The sequence below is a fragment of the Azospirillum cavernae genome (genome assembly GCF_003590795.1).
GTDB classification, from domain to species: Bacteria; Pseudomonadota; Alphaproteobacteria; order Azospirillales; family Azospirillaceae; genus Azospirillum; species Azospirillum cavernae.
Map to the genome: position 1 here is coordinate 1942608 of NZ_QYUL01000001.1, position 19325 is coordinate 1961932.

The 19325-nt window shown below is 66.8% G+C and carries 18 protein-coding genes; 8 read left to right on the plus strand and 10 right to left on the minus strand.

The window, feature by feature from the left end:
* Nucleotides 1–47: 47 nt before the first annotated feature.
* From D3877_RS08900 to D3877_RS08920, 5 genes are all read right to left on the minus strand, one after another.
* Complete coding sequence (locus D3877_RS08900; RefSeq protein ID WP_119830261.1) at nucleotides 48–935, minus strand: F0F1 ATP synthase subunit gamma; 888 nt, start codon at nucleotides 933–935, stop codon at nucleotides 48–50.
* Between the two features lie 83 nt (nucleotides 936–1018).
* Nucleotides 1019–2548 carry a F0F1 ATP synthase subunit alpha gene (gene atpA / locus D3877_RS08905; RefSeq protein ID WP_119830262.1) on the minus strand — a complete coding sequence of 510 codons (1530 nt, stop codon included), beginning with the start codon at nucleotides 2546–2548 and terminating at the stop codon, nucleotides 1019–1021.
* The gene (locus tag D3877_RS08910; protein ID WP_119830263.1) at nucleotides 2548–3117 is read right to left on the minus strand and encodes a F0F1 ATP synthase subunit delta; all 570 of its coding nucleotides are present in this window, start codon (nucleotides 3115–3117) and stop codon (nucleotides 2548–2550) included. The genes atpA and D3877_RS08910 overlap by 1 nt, the downstream gene beginning before the upstream one ends.
* A gap of 444 nt (nucleotides 3118–3561) precedes the next feature.
* Complete coding sequence (locus D3877_RS08915; protein WP_119830883.1) at nucleotides 3562–4065, minus strand: cache domain-containing protein; 504 nt, start codon at nucleotides 4063–4065, stop codon at nucleotides 3562–3564.
* A 150-nt stretch (nucleotides 4066–4215) separates the two neighbouring features.
* A complete protein-coding gene (locus D3877_RS08920) occupies nucleotides 4216–6456 on the minus strand; it encodes a primosomal protein N' (RefSeq protein ID WP_238474792.1) in 2241 nt (746 codons plus the stop codon).
* A 103-nt stretch (nucleotides 6457–6559) separates the two neighbouring features.
* On the opposite strand from D3877_RS08920, the gene fsa reads away from it, so the two are divergent.
* The 4 genes from fsa to D3877_RS08940 all read left to right on the plus strand — a co-directional run bounded on the left by fsa (nucleotide 6560) and on the right by D3877_RS08940 (nucleotide 10181).
* A complete protein-coding gene (fsa, locus tag D3877_RS08925) occupies nucleotides 6560–7216 on the plus strand; it encodes a fructose-6-phosphate aldolase (protein ID WP_119830264.1) in 657 nt (218 codons plus the stop codon).
* Between the two features lie 25 nt (nucleotides 7217–7241).
* Nucleotides 7242–7955, plus strand: a complete 714-nt coding sequence (locus D3877_RS08930; protein WP_119830265.1) for a DUF484 family protein — start codon at nucleotides 7242–7244, stop codon at nucleotides 7953–7955.
* On the plus strand, nucleotides 7952–8932 hold the full coding sequence (locus D3877_RS08935; protein WP_119830266.1) for a tyrosine recombinase XerC: 981 nt from the start codon (nucleotides 7952–7954) through the stop codon (nucleotides 8930–8932). The genes D3877_RS08930 and D3877_RS08935 overlap by 4 nt, the downstream gene beginning before the upstream one ends.
* Before the next feature lie 184 nt (nucleotides 8933–9116).
* A complete protein-coding gene (locus D3877_RS08940) occupies nucleotides 9117–10181 on the plus strand; it encodes a type II asparaginase (protein ID WP_119830267.1) in 1065 nt (354 codons plus the stop codon).
* A gap of 378 nt (nucleotides 10182–10559) precedes the next feature.
* On the opposite strand, the gene lpdA is transcribed toward D3877_RS08940, so the two are convergent.
* Nucleotides 10560–11960: a dihydrolipoyl dehydrogenase gene (gene lpdA / locus D3877_RS08945; protein WP_119830268.1), complete on the minus strand. Its 1401-nt coding sequence runs from the start codon at nucleotides 11958–11960 to the stop codon at nucleotides 10560–10562.
* A 307-nt stretch (nucleotides 11961–12267) separates the two neighbouring features.
* Here lpdA and D3877_RS08950 point away from each other — a divergent pair, with 307 nt between their 5' ends.
* Both D3877_RS08950 and D3877_RS08955 read left to right on the plus strand, forming a co-directional pair.
* The gene (locus D3877_RS08950) at nucleotides 12268–13872 is read left to right on the plus strand and encodes a CYTH and CHAD domain-containing protein (RefSeq protein WP_119830269.1); all 1605 of its coding nucleotides are present in this window, start codon (nucleotides 12268–12270) and stop codon (nucleotides 13870–13872) included.
* Nucleotides 13873–13881: 9 nt separating this feature from the next.
* Nucleotides 13882–14505 carry a ParA family protein gene (locus tag D3877_RS08955; protein ID WP_119830270.1) on the plus strand — a complete coding sequence of 208 codons (624 nt, stop codon included), beginning with the start codon at nucleotides 13882–13884 and terminating at the stop codon, nucleotides 14503–14505.
* A gap of 27 nt (nucleotides 14506–14532) precedes the next feature.
* Here the strand turns inward: D3877_RS08955 and D3877_RS08960 are convergent, their stop codons facing one another.
* From D3877_RS08960 to D3877_RS08970, 3 genes are all read right to left on the minus strand, one after another.
* Nucleotides 14533–15303 carry a methyltransferase domain-containing protein gene (locus D3877_RS08960; protein WP_119830271.1) on the minus strand — a complete coding sequence of 257 codons (771 nt, stop codon included), beginning with the start codon at nucleotides 15301–15303 and terminating at the stop codon, nucleotides 14533–14535.
* Between the two features lie 96 nt (nucleotides 15304–15399).
* Nucleotides 15400–15588 (minus strand): hypothetical protein, encoded by a 189-nt coding sequence (locus tag D3877_RS08965; protein WP_119830272.1) that lies wholly within the window; start codon nucleotides 15586–15588, stop codon nucleotides 15400–15402.
* Between the two features lie 127 nt (nucleotides 15589–15715).
* Nucleotides 15716–17164 carry a sensor histidine kinase gene (locus D3877_RS08970; protein ID WP_119830273.1) on the minus strand — a complete coding sequence of 483 codons (1449 nt, stop codon included), beginning with the start codon at nucleotides 17162–17164 and terminating at the stop codon, nucleotides 15716–15718.
* A gap of 98 nt (nucleotides 17165–17262) precedes the next feature.
* Between D3877_RS08970 and D3877_RS08975 the strand changes: the two genes are divergently transcribed.
* Nucleotides 17263–17580 carry a hypothetical protein gene (locus tag D3877_RS08975; protein ID WP_119830274.1) on the plus strand — a complete coding sequence of 106 codons (318 nt, stop codon included), beginning with the start codon at nucleotides 17263–17265 and terminating at the stop codon, nucleotides 17578–17580.
* Between the two features lie 67 nt (nucleotides 17581–17647).
* Nucleotides 17648–19096, plus strand: a complete 1449-nt coding sequence (gene rfaE1, locus D3877_RS08980) for a D-glycero-beta-D-manno-heptose-7-phosphate kinase (protein WP_119830275.1) — start codon at nucleotides 17648–17650, stop codon at nucleotides 19094–19096.
* On the opposite strand, the gene D3877_RS08985 is transcribed toward rfaE1, so the two are convergent.
* Nucleotides 19093–19278, minus strand: a complete 186-nt coding sequence (locus tag D3877_RS08985; RefSeq protein ID WP_119830276.1) for an entericidin A/B family lipoprotein — start codon at nucleotides 19276–19278, stop codon at nucleotides 19093–19095. The genes rfaE1 and D3877_RS08985 overlap by 4 nt on opposite strands.
* Between the last annotated feature and the right edge of the window lie 47 nt (nucleotides 19279–19325).

Consider the following 19325-nt stretch of genomic DNA (forward strand, 5'->3'; position numbering starts at 1 on the left):
GCCGTCGCCGGCGCAAAGGATGTCAACCCTACAGGGCGGATGCCGCCTTAGAGAGCCTCGGCACCGGAGATGATCTCGATCAGCTCCTTGGTGATGTAGGCTTGGCGCGTCCGGTTGTAGGTGATCGTCAGCTTGTTGATCATGTCGCCGGCGTTGCGCGTCGCGTTGTCCATCGCGGTCATCCGCGCGCCCTGTTCGGACGCGGCGCTCTCCAGGAGAGCGCGATAGACCTGGACCGACAGGTTGCGCGGCAGCAGTTCGGCGAGGATCTGCTCTTCGTCCGGCTCGAACTCGTACACCGCCTTCACCTCGTCCACCGGAGCGGCGGCGCCCGTGTCCGAGACCGCGAAGGGGATGAGCTGCTGGACGGTGACGATCTGCGAGATCGCCGACTTGAACTTGTTGAAGATGATCGAGCAAACGTCGAACTCGACGCCGTCGAACATCGCCAGAACCTTCTGCGTCACCATGTCGGCGTCGGCGAAGGACAGGCGACGACGGCCCACATCCTCATAGCTCTGGACGATCAGCGACGCGTATTCGCGGCGCAGTTGATCGCGGGCCTTGCGGCCGACGGTCAACAGCTTGACGGTCTTGCCTTCGCTTTGCAGACGGATGATCTGGCGCTTGGCCTCACGGACGATGGAGCCGTTGAAGGCGCCGCACAGACCACGATCCGAGCTGACGATGACCAGCAGATGCACCTTGTCGGCGCCGGTCCCGGTCATCAGCTTCGGCCCGTTGCCGCTGCCCTGCACGTTGGCCGCCAGAGAGGCGAGCATCCGGCCCATACGCTCGGCGTAGGGACCGCTGGCTTGCGCCTGCTCCTGCGCGCGGCGCAGCTTGGAGGCCGCGACCATCTTCATGGCCGAGGTGATCTTGCGCGTCGATTGGACGCTCGCGATCCGGTTCTTTAGGTCCTTGAGGTTAGGCATGCCGGCCCTTCATTCCGCTCGAGGTCGTTCCGTGCCCGTCTTGTGTGACGGTAGGGGGCGGTTTCCCGCCCCCACGCGGTCGGTCAGGCGAAGACCTTGGAGAAGCCGTCGAGGAACGCCTTCAGCTTCTCTTCGGTCGCCGACGTGATCTGCTTGTCCGTGCGGACCGCCGCCAGGATGTCCGCGCCCTTGGCGCGGATCTCGCTGAGGAACTTGGCCTCGAAGCGGTTCACGTCCTCGACGCGGATCGCGTCCAGATAGCCCTTCACGCCGGAGAAGATCGACACGACCTGCTCTTCGACGGGCAGCGGCTGGAACTGGCCCTGCTTCAGCAGCTCGGTCAGACGGGCGCCGCGAGCCAGCAGGCGCTGGGTCGAGGCGTCGAGGTCCGACGCGAACTGCGCGAAGGCGGCCATTTCACGGTACTGGGCGAGTTCCATCTTGATGGTGCCCGCGACCTGCTTCATCGCCTTGATCTGGGCGGCGGAGCCGACGCGGCTCACCGACAGACCGACGTTGATGGCGGGGCGGATGCCGCGATAGAACAGGCCGGTTTCCAGGAAGATCTGACCGTCGGTGATCGAAATCACGTTGGTCGGGATGTAGGCCGACACGTCGCCCGCCTGGGTCTCAATGACCGGCAGAGCGGTCAGCGAGCCGTTGCCATGCGCGTCGCCCATCTTGGCGGCGCGCTCCAGCAGGCGCGAGTGGATGTAGAACACGTCGCCGGGGTAGGCTTCGCGGCCGGGCGGACGACGGAGCAGCAGCGACATCTGACGGTAGGCGACGGCCTGCTTGGACAGATCATCGTACACGATCAGGGCGTGCATGCCGTTGTCGCGGAAATACTCGCCCATCGTGCAGCCGGTGTAGGGCGCGAGGAACTGGAGCGGAGCCGCTTCCGACGCCGTGGCGGCGACGACGATGGAGTATTCCAGCGCGCCGGCGTCTTCCAGGGTCTTGACGATCTGGGCGACGGTCGAACGCTTCTGACCGATGGCGACGTAGATGCAATAGAGCTTCTTGCTCTCGTCATCGCCCTGGTTGATCGGCTTCTGGTTCAGGAAGGTGTCGATGGCGATGGCGGTCTTGCCGGTCTGACGGTCGCCAATGATCAGCTCGCGCTGACCGCGCCCAATCGGAACCAAGCTGTCCACGGCCTTCAGGCCGGTCTGCATCGGCTCATGCACCGACTTGCGCGGGATGATGCCCGGCGCCTTGACTTCCACGCGCTTGCGCTCGACGTCGACCAGCGGACCCTTGCCGTCGATCGGGTTGCCCAAGCCGTCAACCACGCGGCCCAGCAGGCCACGGCCCACCGGAACTTCGACGATGGTGCCGGTGCGCTTGACGGTGTCGCCTTCCTTGATGCCACGGTCGTCGCCGAAAATCACGATGCCGACATTGTCGGTTTCGAGGTTCAGCGCCATGCCCTGAAGGCCACCGGGGAACTCGACCATTTCACCGGCGCGGACGTTGTCCAGGCCGTGAACGCGGGCGACGCCGTCACCCACCGAGAGAACCTGACCAACTTCGGCGACATCCGCCTCGGTTCCGAAATTCGCGATCTGCTGCTTGAGGATCGCAGAGATTTCTGCGGCGCGGATATCCATCAGACTGATCCCCCTGAGGCCTTCATGGCGAGTTGCAATTTGTTCAGCTTCGTGCGCACCGAGGTATCGACCATGCGCGAGCCGAACTTAACGATCATGCCCCCGATCAACTCAGGATCGACGGCGGTGTTGACCAACACCTTGGACCCGATGGACGCCTTGAGCGCGTCGATCACGGCCTGGCGCTGAGCGTCGCTCAACGGCTGAGCCGAAGTGACCTGAGCGGTCACTTCGCCACGGCGCTTCGCCAGCTTGGCCAGATAGCCTTCGATCATGCCATCGATCGAGAAGAGGCGACGGTTCGCCGCCACCAGCCCGATGAAGCGCTTGGTCAGATCGGACAAGCCGACGCTGTCCAGCACGGCGCCCATCGCCCGCGCCTGATCGGCGCGGCTGATGACCGGGCTGCGGACGAGGCGACGCAGGTCAGCGCTCTCGGCCAGGATCTGCTTCAGCGTGGACAGATCGCTCGCGACCGTGTCCAACGCTTGATTTTCGTCCGCAAGCTCGAACAGCGCGGTGGAGTAACGCGCGGCGAGTTCGGAAACGCCTGTTCCTTCGGATGCCACCTGATCCCTCGAATTGAGTTCGGTAGACGGTGAATTCAGCGGCCCTAGAGGGTGTCAACCCGAGGCACAAACACCCCAGCCGCGAAAGCGAGCGGTCCAATATCACAGGTTCCGCCACCACGCAACCGGGTCTGGACAATTTGACTGCGGCGTTTTGAGCAACTGCGGAATCATTGGTCCAATCAGGGCAAATCCGGGGGGAGTGGTCATACCGGATCCCCGAGAACGCCGACGCAAAACTGCGCTTTGCCGCCATTCCCGATCCTGCGGTCTTTGCCGGGAGACTGATGGAGGCGCCGCCGCGACTGTGGCCGACGGGCCTTGCTTCATTGCGTCGCACCATCACGGACGCGCCGCCTGCGCCCCGGCCATGAACCCGGCCAAACCCAGCGCGCCTACGAACCCGTCGGGATCGACCGCGAGTCGCGCCGCTCCGCCCCTGTTTCAGCGATAAACGCCGACCGCCAGCGTGTAGGACGCGCCGTTCAACGCCAGCCGCCGGGCGTGCAGGGTCTTGCGGGCGATCTGCCCCGACAACGGGTCGAGCCATTGATAGGTGACGTCGGCGGCGCCCTGCTTGTCCACCGTCTCCAACGCCTCGCGCATGAAGGGCTTGCCCTCGACGTCGCGCAGATCGACCAGATTCGTCCCGTTCAGCGCCGGGGTCCAGCCATGGGCCAGCATCACCCCGTCATGGTCCAACAGCATCGGGTACAGGTCGCGGTCGATGAATTGGCCGTCGCGGCTGGCGAAGGCCCCCACCGCCGCGTCCACGCCATCGCGCCGCAGGAACTCTTCGGCCCGGTCCATCATCGCCGTTGCCTCCGCGTCCGTGCCACGGGTGCGCGCCGGGGCGCCCGCCGCCAGCGCGATGACCAGCAACAGCAGCAGGACGGGCAAAACCGTCAGCAGCGTTTGGCGATGAAACCGGCGGGCGAAACTGTCCATCAGACAACTCAAATGAAGCGGCGAGGCTGGTAAGGCCAAAATGTGGTAATACCATGCGGGGACATCGCGCAACGGATCAATCGTCACGGGTGCCATGCTTGCGCGGAGCGGACAATTCGCCGCAGGGCCATCCGACCTTTTGTTTCATCCCTACAGGAAACTGTAAGGATCCACGTCGATCTGCACACGGATGGCGGGCGGTATTTCAACCCGTCCCAACCATTCCGCGATCAAGGGCTGCACCTGAGTCGCGCGCGGGGCCTTCAGCAACAGGCGGCGGCGGTGCCGCCCACGCAACAGCGCCAGCGGAGCCGGGGCCGGTCCCAACACATGAACCGTCTCGCTGCGCGGCGCGGCGCGGCCCAGCGCCATCGCCACCCGGTCCACCAGGGTCGGATCCTCGCCCGACACGATCAGCGCCGCCAACCGGCCAAAGGGCGGCATCCCAGCGTCCTGCCGCATCTCCGCCTCCAACTGATAGAAGCCGTCGCGGTCTCCGGCGGCCAGCGCCTGCATCACCGGATGTTCCGGCATGAAGGTTTGCAGCATCACCGTGCCGGGCCGCTCGCCGCGCCCGGCACGCCCCGCCACTTGGTGGAGCAGTTGATAGGTCCGCTCCGCCGCGCGCAAATCGCCGCCGTTCAGGCCCAAATCGGCGTCCACCACCCCAACCAGCGTCAGCATGGGGAAATGGTGGCCCTTGGCCATCACCTGGGTGCCGATGATGATGTCGAGTTCGTGATCGGTGATCTTGCGGACCATCTCCTGAATGGCGCGCGGGCCGGACAGGGTGTCCGACGCCATGATGGCGGCGCGGGCGTCGGGAAACAGCGCCGCCACCTCCTCGGCGATGCGCTCGACGCCGGGGCCGCAGGCGGCCATCGTCCCTTCCTCGCCGCATTCCGGGCAGGCGGGCGGCAAGGGCTGTTGCAGGCCGCAATGATGGCATTGAAGCTTGCGGGCCAGCCGGTGTTCGACCAGCCACGCCGTGCAGTTCGGGCATTGCATGCGGTGGCCGCAGGCCCGGCACAGGGTCAATGGGGCGTAGCCGCGCCGGTTCAGGAACAGCATCGCCTGCTCGCCACCCGCCAGCGTTTCGGTCAACGCCTTGCGCAGGCTGGGGGCCAGCCAATGGCGGGCGGGCGGGCGGTCGCGCCGCAGATCGACCAAGGCGACCTCCGGCAACTGCGCGCCGCCATGGCGGGAGGGCAGCTCGATCCGGGCGTAGCGCCCGCTGTCGGCGTTGACCTTGGTTTCCAACGACGGGGTGGCCGACACCAGCACGATGGGCAGCCCGCCCAGATGCGCCCGCGCCACCGCCATGTCGCGGGCGTGGTAGATCGCCCCCTCCTCCTGCTTGTAGGCGGAATCATGCTCCTCATCGACGATGATCACGCCCAGATCGGGATAGGGCAGGAACAGCGCCGACCGCGCCCCGACCACCACCGGAACCTCGCCCTTGGCGACCGCCCGCCAGGTGTCGCGGCGCTGCGAGCCGGTCAGCTCCGAATGCCATTCGGCGGGCGCGGCGCCGAAACGCCGGGCGAAGCGGTCAAGCCACTGCGCCGACAGGGCGATTTCCGGCAGCAGGATCAAGGCCTGCTTGCCCTGCTTCAGCGCGGCGGCGATCGCCTCGTAATAGACCTCCGTCTTGCCCGATCCGGTGACGCCGTCCAGCAGCACGCTGGAATAGCCGCCCGCCTGAACCCGACCCCGCAGATCATCCGCCGCCGCCTCTTGATGGGCCGACAACGCCGGGCCGGGCCGCGCCCAGTCGGGACGGCCCAAGGGCGGCGCGGGCGGCAACAGCAGCGGCTCCAGCAACCCGGCCTCGGCCAAGCCGCGCACCACGGTGGCGCCGCACCCGGCCTCTTCGGCCAGTTCGCCCGGCATGCGCGGCGGTCCATCCTCCAACAGCGCCAGCACGCGGCGGCGCGCGTCGGTCATCTTGAAGCCGGGCGGGGCCAGCGCGTCGGGCCGTTTGAGATAGGCCAGGATCGGTTTAGGCGGTTCCAGCGCCGCCGGGACGCTGACCGCCATCCGCAGCACGAAGCCCGGCAGAGTCATGGTGTAGGCGGCGACCCATTCGACGAAGCGGCGGGCCACGGCGGTCATCGGCGGCACGTCGAACCGGCGGACCACCGGCTTCAGGCGCCGCGCCTCCACCACCCCGGCCCCCGACCCCCAGACGACGCCGATCACCCGGCGCGGCCCCAACGGCACCTCGACAAAATCGCCATGGTTGAGCGTCATCCCATCGGGCACGCGGTAGTCGTAGGCCTCGCGCAACGGCAGCGGCAGCAGCACGGCGACGCGCGTCTCCGCCCCCAGAAGATCCCCTTGGGGATCCCCGGATTCGGGCGGGCGGGAACTGGCGGAAGCCTCACGCATGGGCTAGAGTGAGGCCATATCCCGGGCGCCGGGCGGGACGGATCATCGGCGCGCCGCCGATGAGGCCGACCCGGTCATCTTCTGCAAGCATGGACCCTTCGTCATGAAGTTCTTCGTCGACACCGCCGACATTGCCGAAATCCGCGATCTGGCCGATTCCGGTCTGCTCGACGGTGTTACCACCAACCCCTCCCTGATCGCCAAGAGCGGCCGCCAGTTTCTCGACCTCGTGGCGGAAATTTGCGAGGTGGTCAACGGCCCGGTGAGCGCCGAGGTGGCCTCGACCGATTTCGAGACCATGTTGAAGGAAGCGGAGAAGATCGCCAAGATCTCCCACCGCGTCGCGGTGAAGGTGCCGCTGACCCCCGCCGGTCTGAAGGTCTGCAAGATCATGTCGTCGCAGGGGACGATGGTCAACGTGACGCTGTGCTTCTCCCCGGCTCAGGCGATTTTGGCCGCCAAGGCGGGCGCGAGCTTCGTGTCGCCCTTCGTCGGGCGTCTGGACGACGTCGGCCAGGACGGCATGGGCATCATCACCGACATCTGTGAGATCTATAACAACTACGATCATTTCAAGACCGAGGTGCTGGTCGCCTCGATCCGCAACCCGATCCACATCGTCAAGGCCGCTCGTCTCGGCGCCCATGTGGTGACGGCCCCGGCCTCGGTGCTCAAGCAGCTTTTCAACCATCCGCTGACCGACAAGGGCCTCGCCCAGTTCGTCGAGGATTGGAAGAAGACCGGCCAGTCGATCCTCTAAGATCCACGGCGACGGAACGACGCCCATGGGCCGGGAACCGGGACACACCCAACGACCGACGCACCCCGTCTCCTCCGAAGACGTGCGCGCCTATCTGCGGAACCACCCGGATTTCCTGGTCCAGAACGCCGATCTGGTCCTCCACCTGACCCCGCCGTCCGCCGATCACGGGCGCGGGGTGGTGGATTTTCAGATGTTCATGGTGGAGCGGCTGCGCGGCGAGATGCGGCGGCTGAAAGAGCAGCACCACGAATTGGTCGGCACCAGCCGCGCCAATTTGAACAGCCAGAACCGCATCCACGCCGCCGTCCTCTATCTGCTCGACGCCCAGAGCTTTGAGCAGTTGATCCAGACCATCACCAGCGATCTGGCCGTGCTGCTCGACCTCGACATCGCCTGTCTGGTCGTCGAATCGAACGGCTCTGACATCCCGCATGTCCAGACGTCGGGCGTGCGCGTGGTGGAGCCGGGGACCATCGACGATCTTCTGGGCCGAGCCGACGTCGTGCTGAACGCCGACATCATCGGCGATCCCGAACTGTACGGCCACGCCGCCGCCCTGGTGCGGTCGGAGGCGCTGATCCGCATCCAGGTGTCGAGCGAAACGCCGGACGGCCTGCTCGCCTTCGGCAGCCACGAGCCGGACACCTTCCATGGCGCTCAAGGCACCGAGTTGGTCGGCTTCCTCGCCCGCGTGATCGAGCGCGTCATCCGGGGTTGGCTGGAGCTGCCCGCGTGACCGCTCGCAATGGCGCGGCGTCCGAATCGCCTGCCCCGACTCTCGGCTTCTCCGCGCAAGCGGACGTTCAGGACGCGCTGGTCCACTGGTTGCGTTGGATGGAGAGCGAGCGCACGCTGTCGCCGCACACCCGCGCCGCCTACAGCGCCGATTTGGGCGAATTCCTGACCTTCCTCACCGATTATCGCGGCGGTCAACCGCCGTCGCTGAACGATCTGAGCGATTTGAAGGCCGGGGATTTCCGGGCGTGGCTGTCGCGCCTGTCGATGGATGGGCTGATCGGGGCCAGCCGGGCGCGCAAGCTGGCCTCGCTGCGCAATCTGTTCCGTTGGCTGGACCGCAGCGGGCGGCTGCACAACCCGGCCATCGCCAGCCTGTCCACCCCGAAGGTCAAGCGCCCCCTGCCCCGCCCGTTGACCGAGATCGACGCCGACCGCTTCCTGAACGAAAGCGAGTTGGACCGCGACGACCATTGGATCGGCAAGCGCGACCGCGCCCTCTACACCCTGCTCTATGGTTGCGGCCTGCGCATTTCCGAGGCGCTGGGGTTGGCCCGCAAGGACGCGCCGCTGACCGACACGCTGCGCGTCACCGGCAAGGGTCGCAAGGAACGGATGATCCCGGTGCTTCCGGCGGTCAGCGAGGCGATCCGCGCCTATCTCGACGTCTGCCCCTTCACGCTGGCCCCGGACGGCCCGCTCTTCGTCGGCGCGCGCGGCGGACGGCTGCACGCCAGCATCGCCCAGCACCAGATGCAAAAGCTGCGCGGCCTGATGGGCCTGCCCGACAGCGCCACCCCACACGCGCTGCGCCACAGCTTCGCCACCCATCTGCTGGCCGACGGCGGCGATCTGCGGTCGATCCAGGATTTGTTGGGCCACGCCTCGCTCTCCACGACCGCGCGTTACACGGATCTGGAGAACGAGCAGTTGATGAACGTCTACCGTTCGGCCCATCCACGGGCGCGCAAGGGGTAGGCGCACCTATGGGTTAAGCGGCGTTTTCCGCAACGCTGATCCCCGTTCAGCGCACGCGCCATTGACGCGCCATTCACCAACGCGCCCATCGCCATTCACCCGAAAAACGGACTGTTCCCCTCGCCAACAATAACGAGCGGCGCCGCCAACCCGCGCCGCAGGGCTTGGAGAACACCACGTGACGATGACCAAATTCGCCAGCGCGCTCGCCGTCTGCACCGCCTTGCTGACCAGCGCCGTCGCCTTCGCCCAGGACAAGCTGCCCAACGTCACCATCCTGGCCACCGGCGGCACCATCGCCGGGACGGGCGCCACCAGCACGACGACCATCGGCTACACCGCCGCCAAGGTCGGCGTCGAGCGGTTGATCGAAGCGGTGCCGGAGCTGAAGAAGGTCGCCAACGTCAAGGGCGAGCAGGTCTTCCAGATCGCCAGCGAGAACATGACCAACGACCATTGGCTGAAGCTGGCCAAGCGGGTCAACGAGCTGTTGGCGCAATCGGACGTGGACGGCATCGTCATCACCCACGGCACCGACACCATCGAGGAAACCGCCTATTTCCTCAACCTGACGGTCAAGAGCGCGAAGCCGGTGGTCATCGTCGGCGCCATGCGCCCGTCCACCGCCATCAGCGCCGACGGCCCGGTCAACCTCTACAACGCCGTGACTCTGGCGGGCAGCAAGGACGCCGTCGGCAAGGGCGTTCTGGTTTCGCTGAACGACCAGATCAACGCCGGTCGCGACGTGACCAAGACCAACACCTCGACCGCCGACACCTTCCGCACGCCGGAACTGGGCTTCCTCGGCTACATGCAGGACAACAAGGCGCATTTCTACCGCCAGGTCATCCGCAAGCACACCGCCGAGACGGAGTTCGACGTCAGCAAGCTCGACAGCCTGCCGCAGGTTGACATCGTCTATGGCTACGCCAACAACAACCGCGTCGCGCTCGACGCCTTCGTGAAGGCCGGGGCCAAGGGCATCATCCACGCCGGCGTCGGCGACGGCAGCCTGTCCAACGCGATGAAGCCCGGTCTGGTCGAGGCCCGCAAGGCGGGCGTCCTGATCGTCCGCTCGTCGCGCGTCGGCAACGGCATCGTCGCCCGCAACGGCGAAGCCAACGACGACGAGCTGGATTTCGTGGTCAGCGACACGCTGAACGCCCAAAAGGCCCGCATCCTGCTGATGCTCGCCCTGACCAAGACCACCGACAGCAAGGCGATCCAGAAGCTGTTCTACACGTATTGATCGGTTTGCCGACGGATCGGTTGATCCTCGGATAATGCCGGGCGGGCGCGGTGGGAAACCACTCGCCTGCCCGTTGTCGTTTTGGAGTGTTTGGGTGGGGATTTGACACCGATGAACACAGATGGACACAGATTTTTAAGATGAACTGGAATGCTGCGCTTGTTTTCAGATATTAGAAATAGGCCGTGACCTAATACTTTGATTTTAAAGATCATCAAAACAACACCTATCGAATCACAGAAAATATTCGACGTTCATCTTTTAAATCTGTGTTTATCTGTGTTCATCGGTGTCAAAAAACAAAACGCCCGCCCTCCCCGCCATATCGGCAAGGAAGAGCGGGCGTTGTTCACCTCAGCCCTCTGACCGGATGCCCGATCAGATGTGCAGCGGCCGACCGTCCACCGCCAGCGCGGCTTCCTTCACCGCTTCCGACAGGGTCGGGTGGGCGTGGCAAGTGCGGGCGATGTCTTCGGACGACGCGCTGAACTCCATGGCCAGCACCAGCTCGCCGATCAATTCCGACGCGTTCGGACCCAGCAGATGGACGCCCAGCACCTTGTCGGTCGTGGCGTCGGCCAGGATCTTCACGAAGCCGTCGGTGTTGCCGCCCGCGCGGGCGCGGCCGTTGGCGGTGAAGGGGAATTTGCCGGTGCGGTAGGCGATTCCCGCCGCCTTCAGCTCCTCTTCCGTCTTGCCGACGGAGGCGATCTCCGGCCAGGTGTAGACGACGCCGGGGACGAGGTCGTGGTTGACGTGGCTCTTCTGCCCGGCCAACTGCTCGGCCAGCGCGACGCCTTCCTCTTCGGCCTTGTGGGCCAGCATCGGGCCTTCCACCACGTCGCCGATGGCGTAGATGCCCGGCACGTTGGTTTCAAAATGCTTGCCGATCTTGACGCGGCCCCGGTTGTCCAGCTCGACGCCGATTTTGTCCAGACCCAGACCCTGGGTGAAGGCACGGCGACCGATGGCGACCAGCACCACGTCGGCCTCGACCGTTTCCGCCGCGCCGCCCGCCGCCGGTTCGACCGTCAACGACACGCCCGCGTCGCTGACCGTCGCGCCCGTGACCTTGGCCCCCAGCTTGAAGGTCATGCCCTGCTTGGCGAAGATGCGCTGCGACTGCTTGGAAAGCTCGCCGTCCATCGTCGGCAGGATGCGGTCGAGATACTCGATGACCGTGACCTTCGCGCCCAGACGGCCCCAGACCGAACCCAGTTCCAACCCGATCACACCGCCGCCGATGACGACCAGACGCTTGGGCACCTCCGGCAGCTCCAGGGCGCCGGTGGAGGAGACGATTTTCTTCTCGTCGATGGCGATGCCGGGCAGCGGGGTGACTTCCGAGCCGGTGGCGATGACGATGGCCTTCGACGCGGTGATCGCGCCGACGCCCTCAACCTCGACCGTCGTGCCGGACGTGATGGTCCCGGCGCCCTTCAGCCACGTCACCTTGTTCTTCTTGAACAGGAATTCGATGCCGCCGGTGTTGTCCTTAACGACCTTGTCCTTGTGCGCCAGCATGCCGGGCAGGTCGAGTTCGACGCCGCCGATCTTGATGCCGAACTTGGCCAACCCGTGGGCCGCTTCCTCGAACTTCTCCGACGCCGCCAGCAGCGCCTTGGAGGGGATGCAGCCGACGTTCAGGCAGGTGCCGCCCAACGCGGACCGCTTTTCCACGCAGGCGACCTTGAACCCAAGTTGGGCCGCGCGGATCGCGCAGACATACCCGCCGGGACCGCCGCCAACGACGACGACATCAAAAGTGCTTTCAGCCATGAGAGGCTTCCTTCCGCCAGTCTTGCTCGTTGCCAAAAGCCGTCCCGTCCAGCGGGGAGGGCCGCGCGGCGATATATGCCCGCCCGCGCGCCGACTGGCAACGGGACACTTCGTCCCGCCCCCCGCCAAGCGGATTCAGACACCCCCCGACCATCGGCCTAGCCGCAAAGATCCAAGCTGCGCCACTTGTGGTTTTTACAACCATGGTTATTGTATTATTTCCGTAACTTGACCCTGTTCAGAGCCTGTGCAAACACGGCATCATAGGCCGTATACGGTCGCTGATCGGGGGTTCGAGGCGCAAGCCATGGCTGAAGCGGACATCAACCGCGAGACGGAACTCAAGCTCGCCGCGCGGCCGGAGGATCTGGCGATCCTGCGCGCCGCCCCCGCCATCACCGGGCGGGCGGTTGGGCCGGAATCGGTCCGAACGCTCGAAAGCACCTATTACGACACGCCAGACCGGCGGTTGGCGGAGCGGCTGGCCACCTTGCGGGTCCGCAAGACCGGCGACGGTTTCGTGCAAACCGTCAAATCCGCGCCGGAGGCCGACGGGCTGGCGCGCGGCGAATGGGAATGCGCGCTTCCCTCCGCCCAACCCGACCTGACCCTGATCGCCGATTCCGAGGCGCTGGCTCTGCTTGGCCCGCTCAGCGACTCGGAGCTGGAGCCGGTCTTCACCTCGTACATTGAGCGCGTCACGGTCGAGGTTCGACTCGGCGGCGGGGCGACCGCCTCGCTGATCGAAATCGCCTTCGACCAGGGCGAGGTGCGCCTGCCCGATGGCCGCGCCACCCCGGTGTGCGAGATTGAGCTGGAGCTGAAAAGCGGCTCCCCGGCGGCCCTGTTCGATCTGGGGCTGGAGTTGGCGGCGCTCGCGCCGCTGCGGCTGGAGGTGCGGACCAAGGCGGCGCGCGGCTACGCGCTGGCGGCGGGCGAAAGCGACCTGTCGGCCAAGGCGGAAAAGCTGACGCTGGATCCCGACATCACGGTCGAAGGGGCGGTGGCCCGCATCGTTCGCGCCTGCGTCACCCATCTGGCGGCGAACGAGGCGGTGACGCTGACCGGCGACGATCCCGAAGGCGTGCATCAGATGCGGGTGGCGCTGCGCCGCCTGCGCTCGGCCATCGCGCTGTTCCGGCCCTTTGTGCCGACTCCGCAATATCTCTGGTTGGTCGGCGAAATCAAATGGCTGGCGGGCAGCCTTGGCCCGGCGCGCGATTGGGACGTGTTCGCCACCGAACTGCTGGCCCCGGTGCGCGACGCCTTCCACCGCGCCGACGGCCACGGCCACGCGGTGGTCGAGGACATCGACGCGTTGGCCGCCGCCGCCGAGGCCCGGCGGTTGCGCGCCTATGTGACGGCGCGCGAGGCCGTCGGCTCCCCCCGCTACACCGCTTTCCTGCTCGGCCTGGGCGCTTGGGTGGAAAAGCGCGGCTGGCGTGACCAGCCGGTCAGCGAGGAATCGGTGCGCCTGTTCGAGCCGGTGGTCGGGCTGGCCGATCATCTTCTGGAAAAGCTCAACCGCAAGTCCAAGCGCGCCGGACAGGGCTTCGCCCATCTGCCGGTCGCCCAGCGCCACCAACTGCGCATCGCCTTGAAAAAGCTGCGCTACGCGGCGGAGTTCTTCCGCAGCCTGTATGACGACAAGCCGGTGCGCCGTTATCTGCAAGATCTGGCCGCCATGCAGGACGCGCTGGGCCATCTGAACGACGTGGCGACCGCGACGCGGCTGCTGCATGAGTTGCACGAGGACGGCAGCCATTCCCTGCCCGGCGAGCCGCGCGCGGCGGGCATCGTCATCGGCTGGCACGCGCGCGGGGTGTCCGACACCGAAGCGCCGCTGGTCGCCCTGTGGCATGAGTTCCTCGACGCCAAGCGCTTCTGGTCGAAGCCCGATCCGGTGGTGTAGGCTCCCGCGATGCTCACGATCCTCGTCGCCAACATCAAGGGTGGTTGCGGCAAGACCACCCTTGCCACCCACCTCGCCGCCGCGTCAGCGGTCGCGGGCCTGTCCACCGTGCTGGCCGACGTGGACCGCCAGCACTCTTCGCTCGGCTGGCTGGAGCGGCGCCCGGACACGGCGCCGCGCGTGGTCGGCGTCGATTGGGCGAAGGACATCACCGACATTCCGCGCGGCTACCGCCGTCTGGTGATCGACGCCCCCGCCGCGCTGAAAACCAAGCAGATCGAGGATCTGGTCAAGATGGCCGACCTCGTCGTTCTGCCCGTCCTGCCCGGCGCCTTTGACGAGCAGGCCACGCAACGCTTCCTCGGCAAGCTGGACGAGTTGAAATCCATCGCCAAGCACAAGAAGGCGGTGGCGGTGGTCGGCAACCGGGTGCGCGCCCGCACCAAGGCCGCCGACCGGCTCGACCAGTTTCTCGGCGGCATCGGCCATCAGGTGGTGGCGCGTCTGCGCGACAGCCAGATTTACGCCGACGCGGCGGCGACCGGCCTCAGCCTGTTCGACATGCCGGGCAAGCGCGCCGCCGAACACCGCAGCGATTGGGCGCCGTTGTTGGGCTGCATCGACGGGGTTTGAGCGAGTCCGCCGGGCGCCCGGCGGCGATCATCCGGCCACACGCGCCACGATGAACAGATGCCGGGTCGGCACCAGCGTGTTGCCATAGGGATGTTCTGGATAGGCCGCCTCCAACCGCCCGCGATAGGCGGCGAGGAATTGATCGAGATCCGGCCCGTCCAGGCGATCCATCACCGGCGTCAGCGCCGCCGCACGCAACCATTGCAGGATCGGCGTGTCGCCGCTCAGGACGTGGTGATACTCGGTTTCCCACAAATCAACCGACACCGCCAACGGGCTGAGCCAGTCGTAGTAATCCTGCGCGCCATGCTGCGCCATTGGCTTCAGGGCGTCGGTCAGACGCTCCGCCCACGGGCCGTCGGCGGCGGTGTCGAGCAGCAGACGGTGGGCCGCCTGCTCTTGCGGGCGCGGCAGGGCCACCGCCAGCACGCCGCCGGGGGCCAGACATTGCAGAAACTCCGGGAAGATCCGTTCGTGATTCTCGACCCGCTGCAACCCGCTGTCGGAGATCAGCAACTCCACCGGCCAATGCGGGCGCCAGTCGGTCAAGTCGGCGTCCAGGTAACGGACCCGCGATGGAACGCTCTGCGCCCAGCGCAGCATGCCGGGGGAATTGTCCACCCCCAGAACGTCGGCCTGCGGCCAATGCGCCGCCAGCAGACGGGACAGATGCCCACCGCCACAGCCCAAATCAATGATCGCGGTCGGAGTGGCGACCGGAAGCGCCGAGACCAAATCGAACACCGGACGGCGGCGCATCGCGTCCAACGCGTTGAAAGACGAGCGATCCCATGACATGGCGGCCCCCCCTTTTGGGGTCGGGCCGCCGGGGCGGCGGCCCGATGCGCCGATTTTCAACCGCCCACGGCCAAAGGCCGTGGTTGCGGCCAACCGTCAGTGAGCGGCGTCCAAACGGTCGTAGTGACGGCTGATGGCGGAGAAGATGTAGGCCACGCAGCCCAGGAAAATCAGAATGCCGCCGACGGCGAACGCGTCATCCGAAGCGCGCGAGGAGGCCAGAAGCCCGACAAACGCCATGATGCCCGCGATCACGGGCGACACCCAACCACCGATAGCCTTCACGTCCCTGCTTCCTTCCAAATGAGCGGCCCGAGGGCCGTTGCGTGACGCGTTTTCCGCGCACCTCGGTCGGAGGAGATCGGCGAACGCTTTCGATCTGAACCAATTTTGCGGAAGAATGCCCACAAACTCAATGCGACACAAACGACTTTTGCGTTGCAGCAGGCGCAAGTCTGGCTCCCCCCGGCGGCGGGGCCAACGGCAGGTCGATGGCGAAGACGCTGCCCTCCCCGGTGCTGGCGAACAGCCGCAGGTCGCCGCCATGGGCGCGCGCCACCTCGCGCGCGATGGCCAGCCCCAAACCGACGCCGCCCGCCCGCGCCGACCCGGCGAAGGGTTGGAACAGATGATCCCGCGCGCGCGGCGGCAGGCCGGGGCCGTTGTCGGCGACGGTCAGGATCAGCCGGTCGCCGCGCCGTTCGGCGGCGACGCGCACCCGCTCGGCCCCCGCCTGCACCGCGTTGCGGCCCAGATTGACCAGGGCGCGCGACAATTGCCCGGCGTCGCCCCGGATGGTCAGCCCCTCCGGCACAGCGTTGCTCCAGACGGCTTCAACGCGGGCGCCGTCGGGCCGCACCGTGGCGAGCACCTGCGCGCCCACCTCCTCGGTCAACGCCCGCAAATCGAAGGGGGCCACGCGCAACGGCAGGGCGCCGTCGCGGGTGAAGGACAGGGTTTGCCCGCACAACTCCACCGCGCGGTCCAGCGACGCCATCAGCCGGGGCGTCACCCGCCGCGCCTCCGGGTCGCTGCTCTCGCTCAAACGTTCGGACAGCAGGGAGGCGGTGGACAAAATCCCGCGCAGATCATGGTTGATCTTGGCCACGGCGGTGCCCAATGCCGCCAAGCGTTCGCGCTGGCGCAGCGCCGTGCGGACGGCGCCCTGCATCGCCGCCAATTCGTTCCCGGCCACGCCGATTTCGTCGCGCCGCCGCTCCGGCTCCACCGCTGGCGCGCCGTCGGGGTCGCGGCGGAAGGCGACCATGCTTTCGGTCAGCCGCCGCATCGGGCGAACCAGCAGGGCGTTCAGCGTGACGAACAGCAACCCCGCCGCGATCAGCGAAATGGCGACCGACACCTCCAGGATGCTGCGCGAAAAGGCCAGCATCGCGTCGATCATCGGGCGCTCGTCCATGGTGATTTCGACTTGTTGAGCTTTGTCCTTGGGCGAACGGTCGATCACCCGGATCACCCGGTCACGCCGCTCCACCAGCGCGCAAAAAGCGTCGACAATCAGCGACCAATTGCCGCCGCCGCGCAGGTCGAACGTCTCGTCCACCTCCGGCGGCATCGGACGCGACAGCATGTAGACGCGCGCGTCGGGCTGGATCAGGTCGATGACGTGGGCGCCCGCGTAAGCCAGCAGCTTGGCCTGCAACGCCTTCGTCACCATAAAGTCCGGGGCGGCCTCCACCGACAGCGCGGCGATGTGGGCGGCGGCCAGCCGCTCTTCCAGATAGGTCATGCGAAAACGCGCGATGGAGGGCGTGTAGATCAGCACCTCGGCCAGCAGCACGAACAGAATCGTGAGCGCCAGAAGCTTGGCCGACAGGCTGTTCGCGACGGAGGGAAAACGCATGGGGGACCATTGTGGACGACGCGGCGGAGTGGACGCGGCCCATGCTACCATCCCGCCGCCGCTCCCGCCTTATGTCCTGACGACGAGGTCATGAACCGATGCGACCGATCCTGAGATTCGATGTCGTGGTGACGATGGACCGCAACGCCGCGCTGACGGCGGCAGCCGACGCGCTGGGCGGCGCGGGCGGGTGGATCGTCGATCACAGCCTGTTTTCCGACGTCATGGCGGTGATCCGCTTCGCCCTGCCCGGCGACCGGGTCGGCGATTTCGGGCGGCGGCTGGACGCCAGCGGCCTGACCCTGGATCCGGTCGCCACAGACGGCCCTTCATCCGACGAGGTCGCCGGTCTTCTCACCCTGACCTTCGCCCGGGGAACCGGCGATCTGAAACGCGAGGTTCCCGCCTTTCAATGAGCCGCCCCCCGCGCCCGCCGCCTTTGTTCGCTGGCGCCCTTCCGCGCGGGTTGGTAAGAGAGACCCCATGAGCGATCTTGCCCGTCACATCGACACCCTGTCCCGCGCCAACGTGCTGTGCCTTGGCGACGTGATGCTCGACCGTTTCGTCTATGGCTCGGTGGATCGGGTGTCGCCCGAAGCGCCGATTCCGGTGCTGCGGATCACCCGCGACGTGCCGAAGCTGGGCGGGGCGGGCAACGTCGCCGCCAATCTGGTGGCGCTGGACGCCGCCTGCCGCTTCCTGTCGGTGGTCGGCCAAGACGCGGCGGGCGGCGATCTGCTGGCCCTGCTGGCGCGCGAAGGAATCAGCGACGGCGACGCCGTCACCGTCGAGGCCGGGCGCCAGACCACGGTGAAAACCCGCTTCATCGCCGGGCAGCAGCAGTTGCTGCGCGCCGACATCGAAACCGTCGCGCCGATCACGGTGGCCGCCCAGGTTCTGGATCGGGTGAAACAGGCCCTGCCCGACGTCGGCGGCGTCATCCTGTCCGATTACGGCAAGGGCGTGCTGACCGACGGTCTGGTGGCCGACGTCATCGCCGCCGCGCGGGCGGCGGGCAAGACGGTGGTGGTCGATCCCAAGGGCCGCGACTACCGCCGTTATCGCGGGGCCGACATCCTCACGCCCAACCGCAAGGAATTGATGGAGGCCACCGGCCTGCCCGCCCACAGCGACGAGGAGGTGGTGATCGCCGCCCGCCGCTTGATTGAAACCTGCGGCGTCGGCGCGGTCGTCGCCACCCGCAGCGAACAGGGCATGTCGGTGGTGACGGCGGACAGCGTGACCCATCTGCCCGCCGAAGCGCGCGAGGTGTTCGACGTGTCGGGCGCCGGGGACACCGTGGTGGCGACCTTGACCGCCGCCTTGTCGGTCGGCGTTGGTTTGACCGACGCGGCGCGTCTGGCCAACCTCGCCGCCGGTCTGGTCGTCGGCAAGGTCGGCACCGCCGTCGTCCGCACGCACGAGCTTCTGGCCGCCCTGCACGAGCAGGAATGGCGCCATGGCGAGGAAAAAGTCGCCGCACGGGACGAGGCGGCGGAACGGGCCGAACGCTGGCGGCTGCGCGGCAAGCGCGTCGGCTTCACCAACGGCTGCTTTGACCTGCTGCACCCCGGCCACATCTCATTGCTGAAGCAGGCTCGCGCCGCCTGCGACATTCTGGTGGTCGGGCTGAACAGCGACGAGTCGGTCAAGCGTTTGAAGGGTGAAAGCCGCCCGGTGCAGAACGAGACGGCGCGCGCCACCGTGCTGGCCTCGCTCGGCTGCGTCGATCTGGTGGTGATTTTTGGCGAGGACACGCCGGAAACACTGATCCACGCCATCCGCCCGGATGTGCTGGTCAAGGGGGCCGATTACACCATCGCCACGGTGGTCGGGGCGGCGTTCGTCCAAAGCTATGGCGGCGCGGTGGTGCTGGCCGACCTGGTCGAAGGCCAAAGCACCACCAACACCATCAAGCGGCTGAAGGGTTAAAGCTTCTTCTGCACATTGTCGGCGGACCGCTCGATGGCGCGGCCCCCGGCCTGGACGTCCTGCCCGGCGCCCTCGAAGGTGTTGCAGGCGGTCAGCGCGCCGCCCAACAGCGTGCCGGTCAGCAGGATCATGGCGGCGGTTTTCAGGCCGCGCGTGCGGGTGTGGGTCGTGTTGCAGGTCATAGGCTGTCTCCCGGTTGCGTTGCTGTGTCGCCTCAACAACGCCGCCG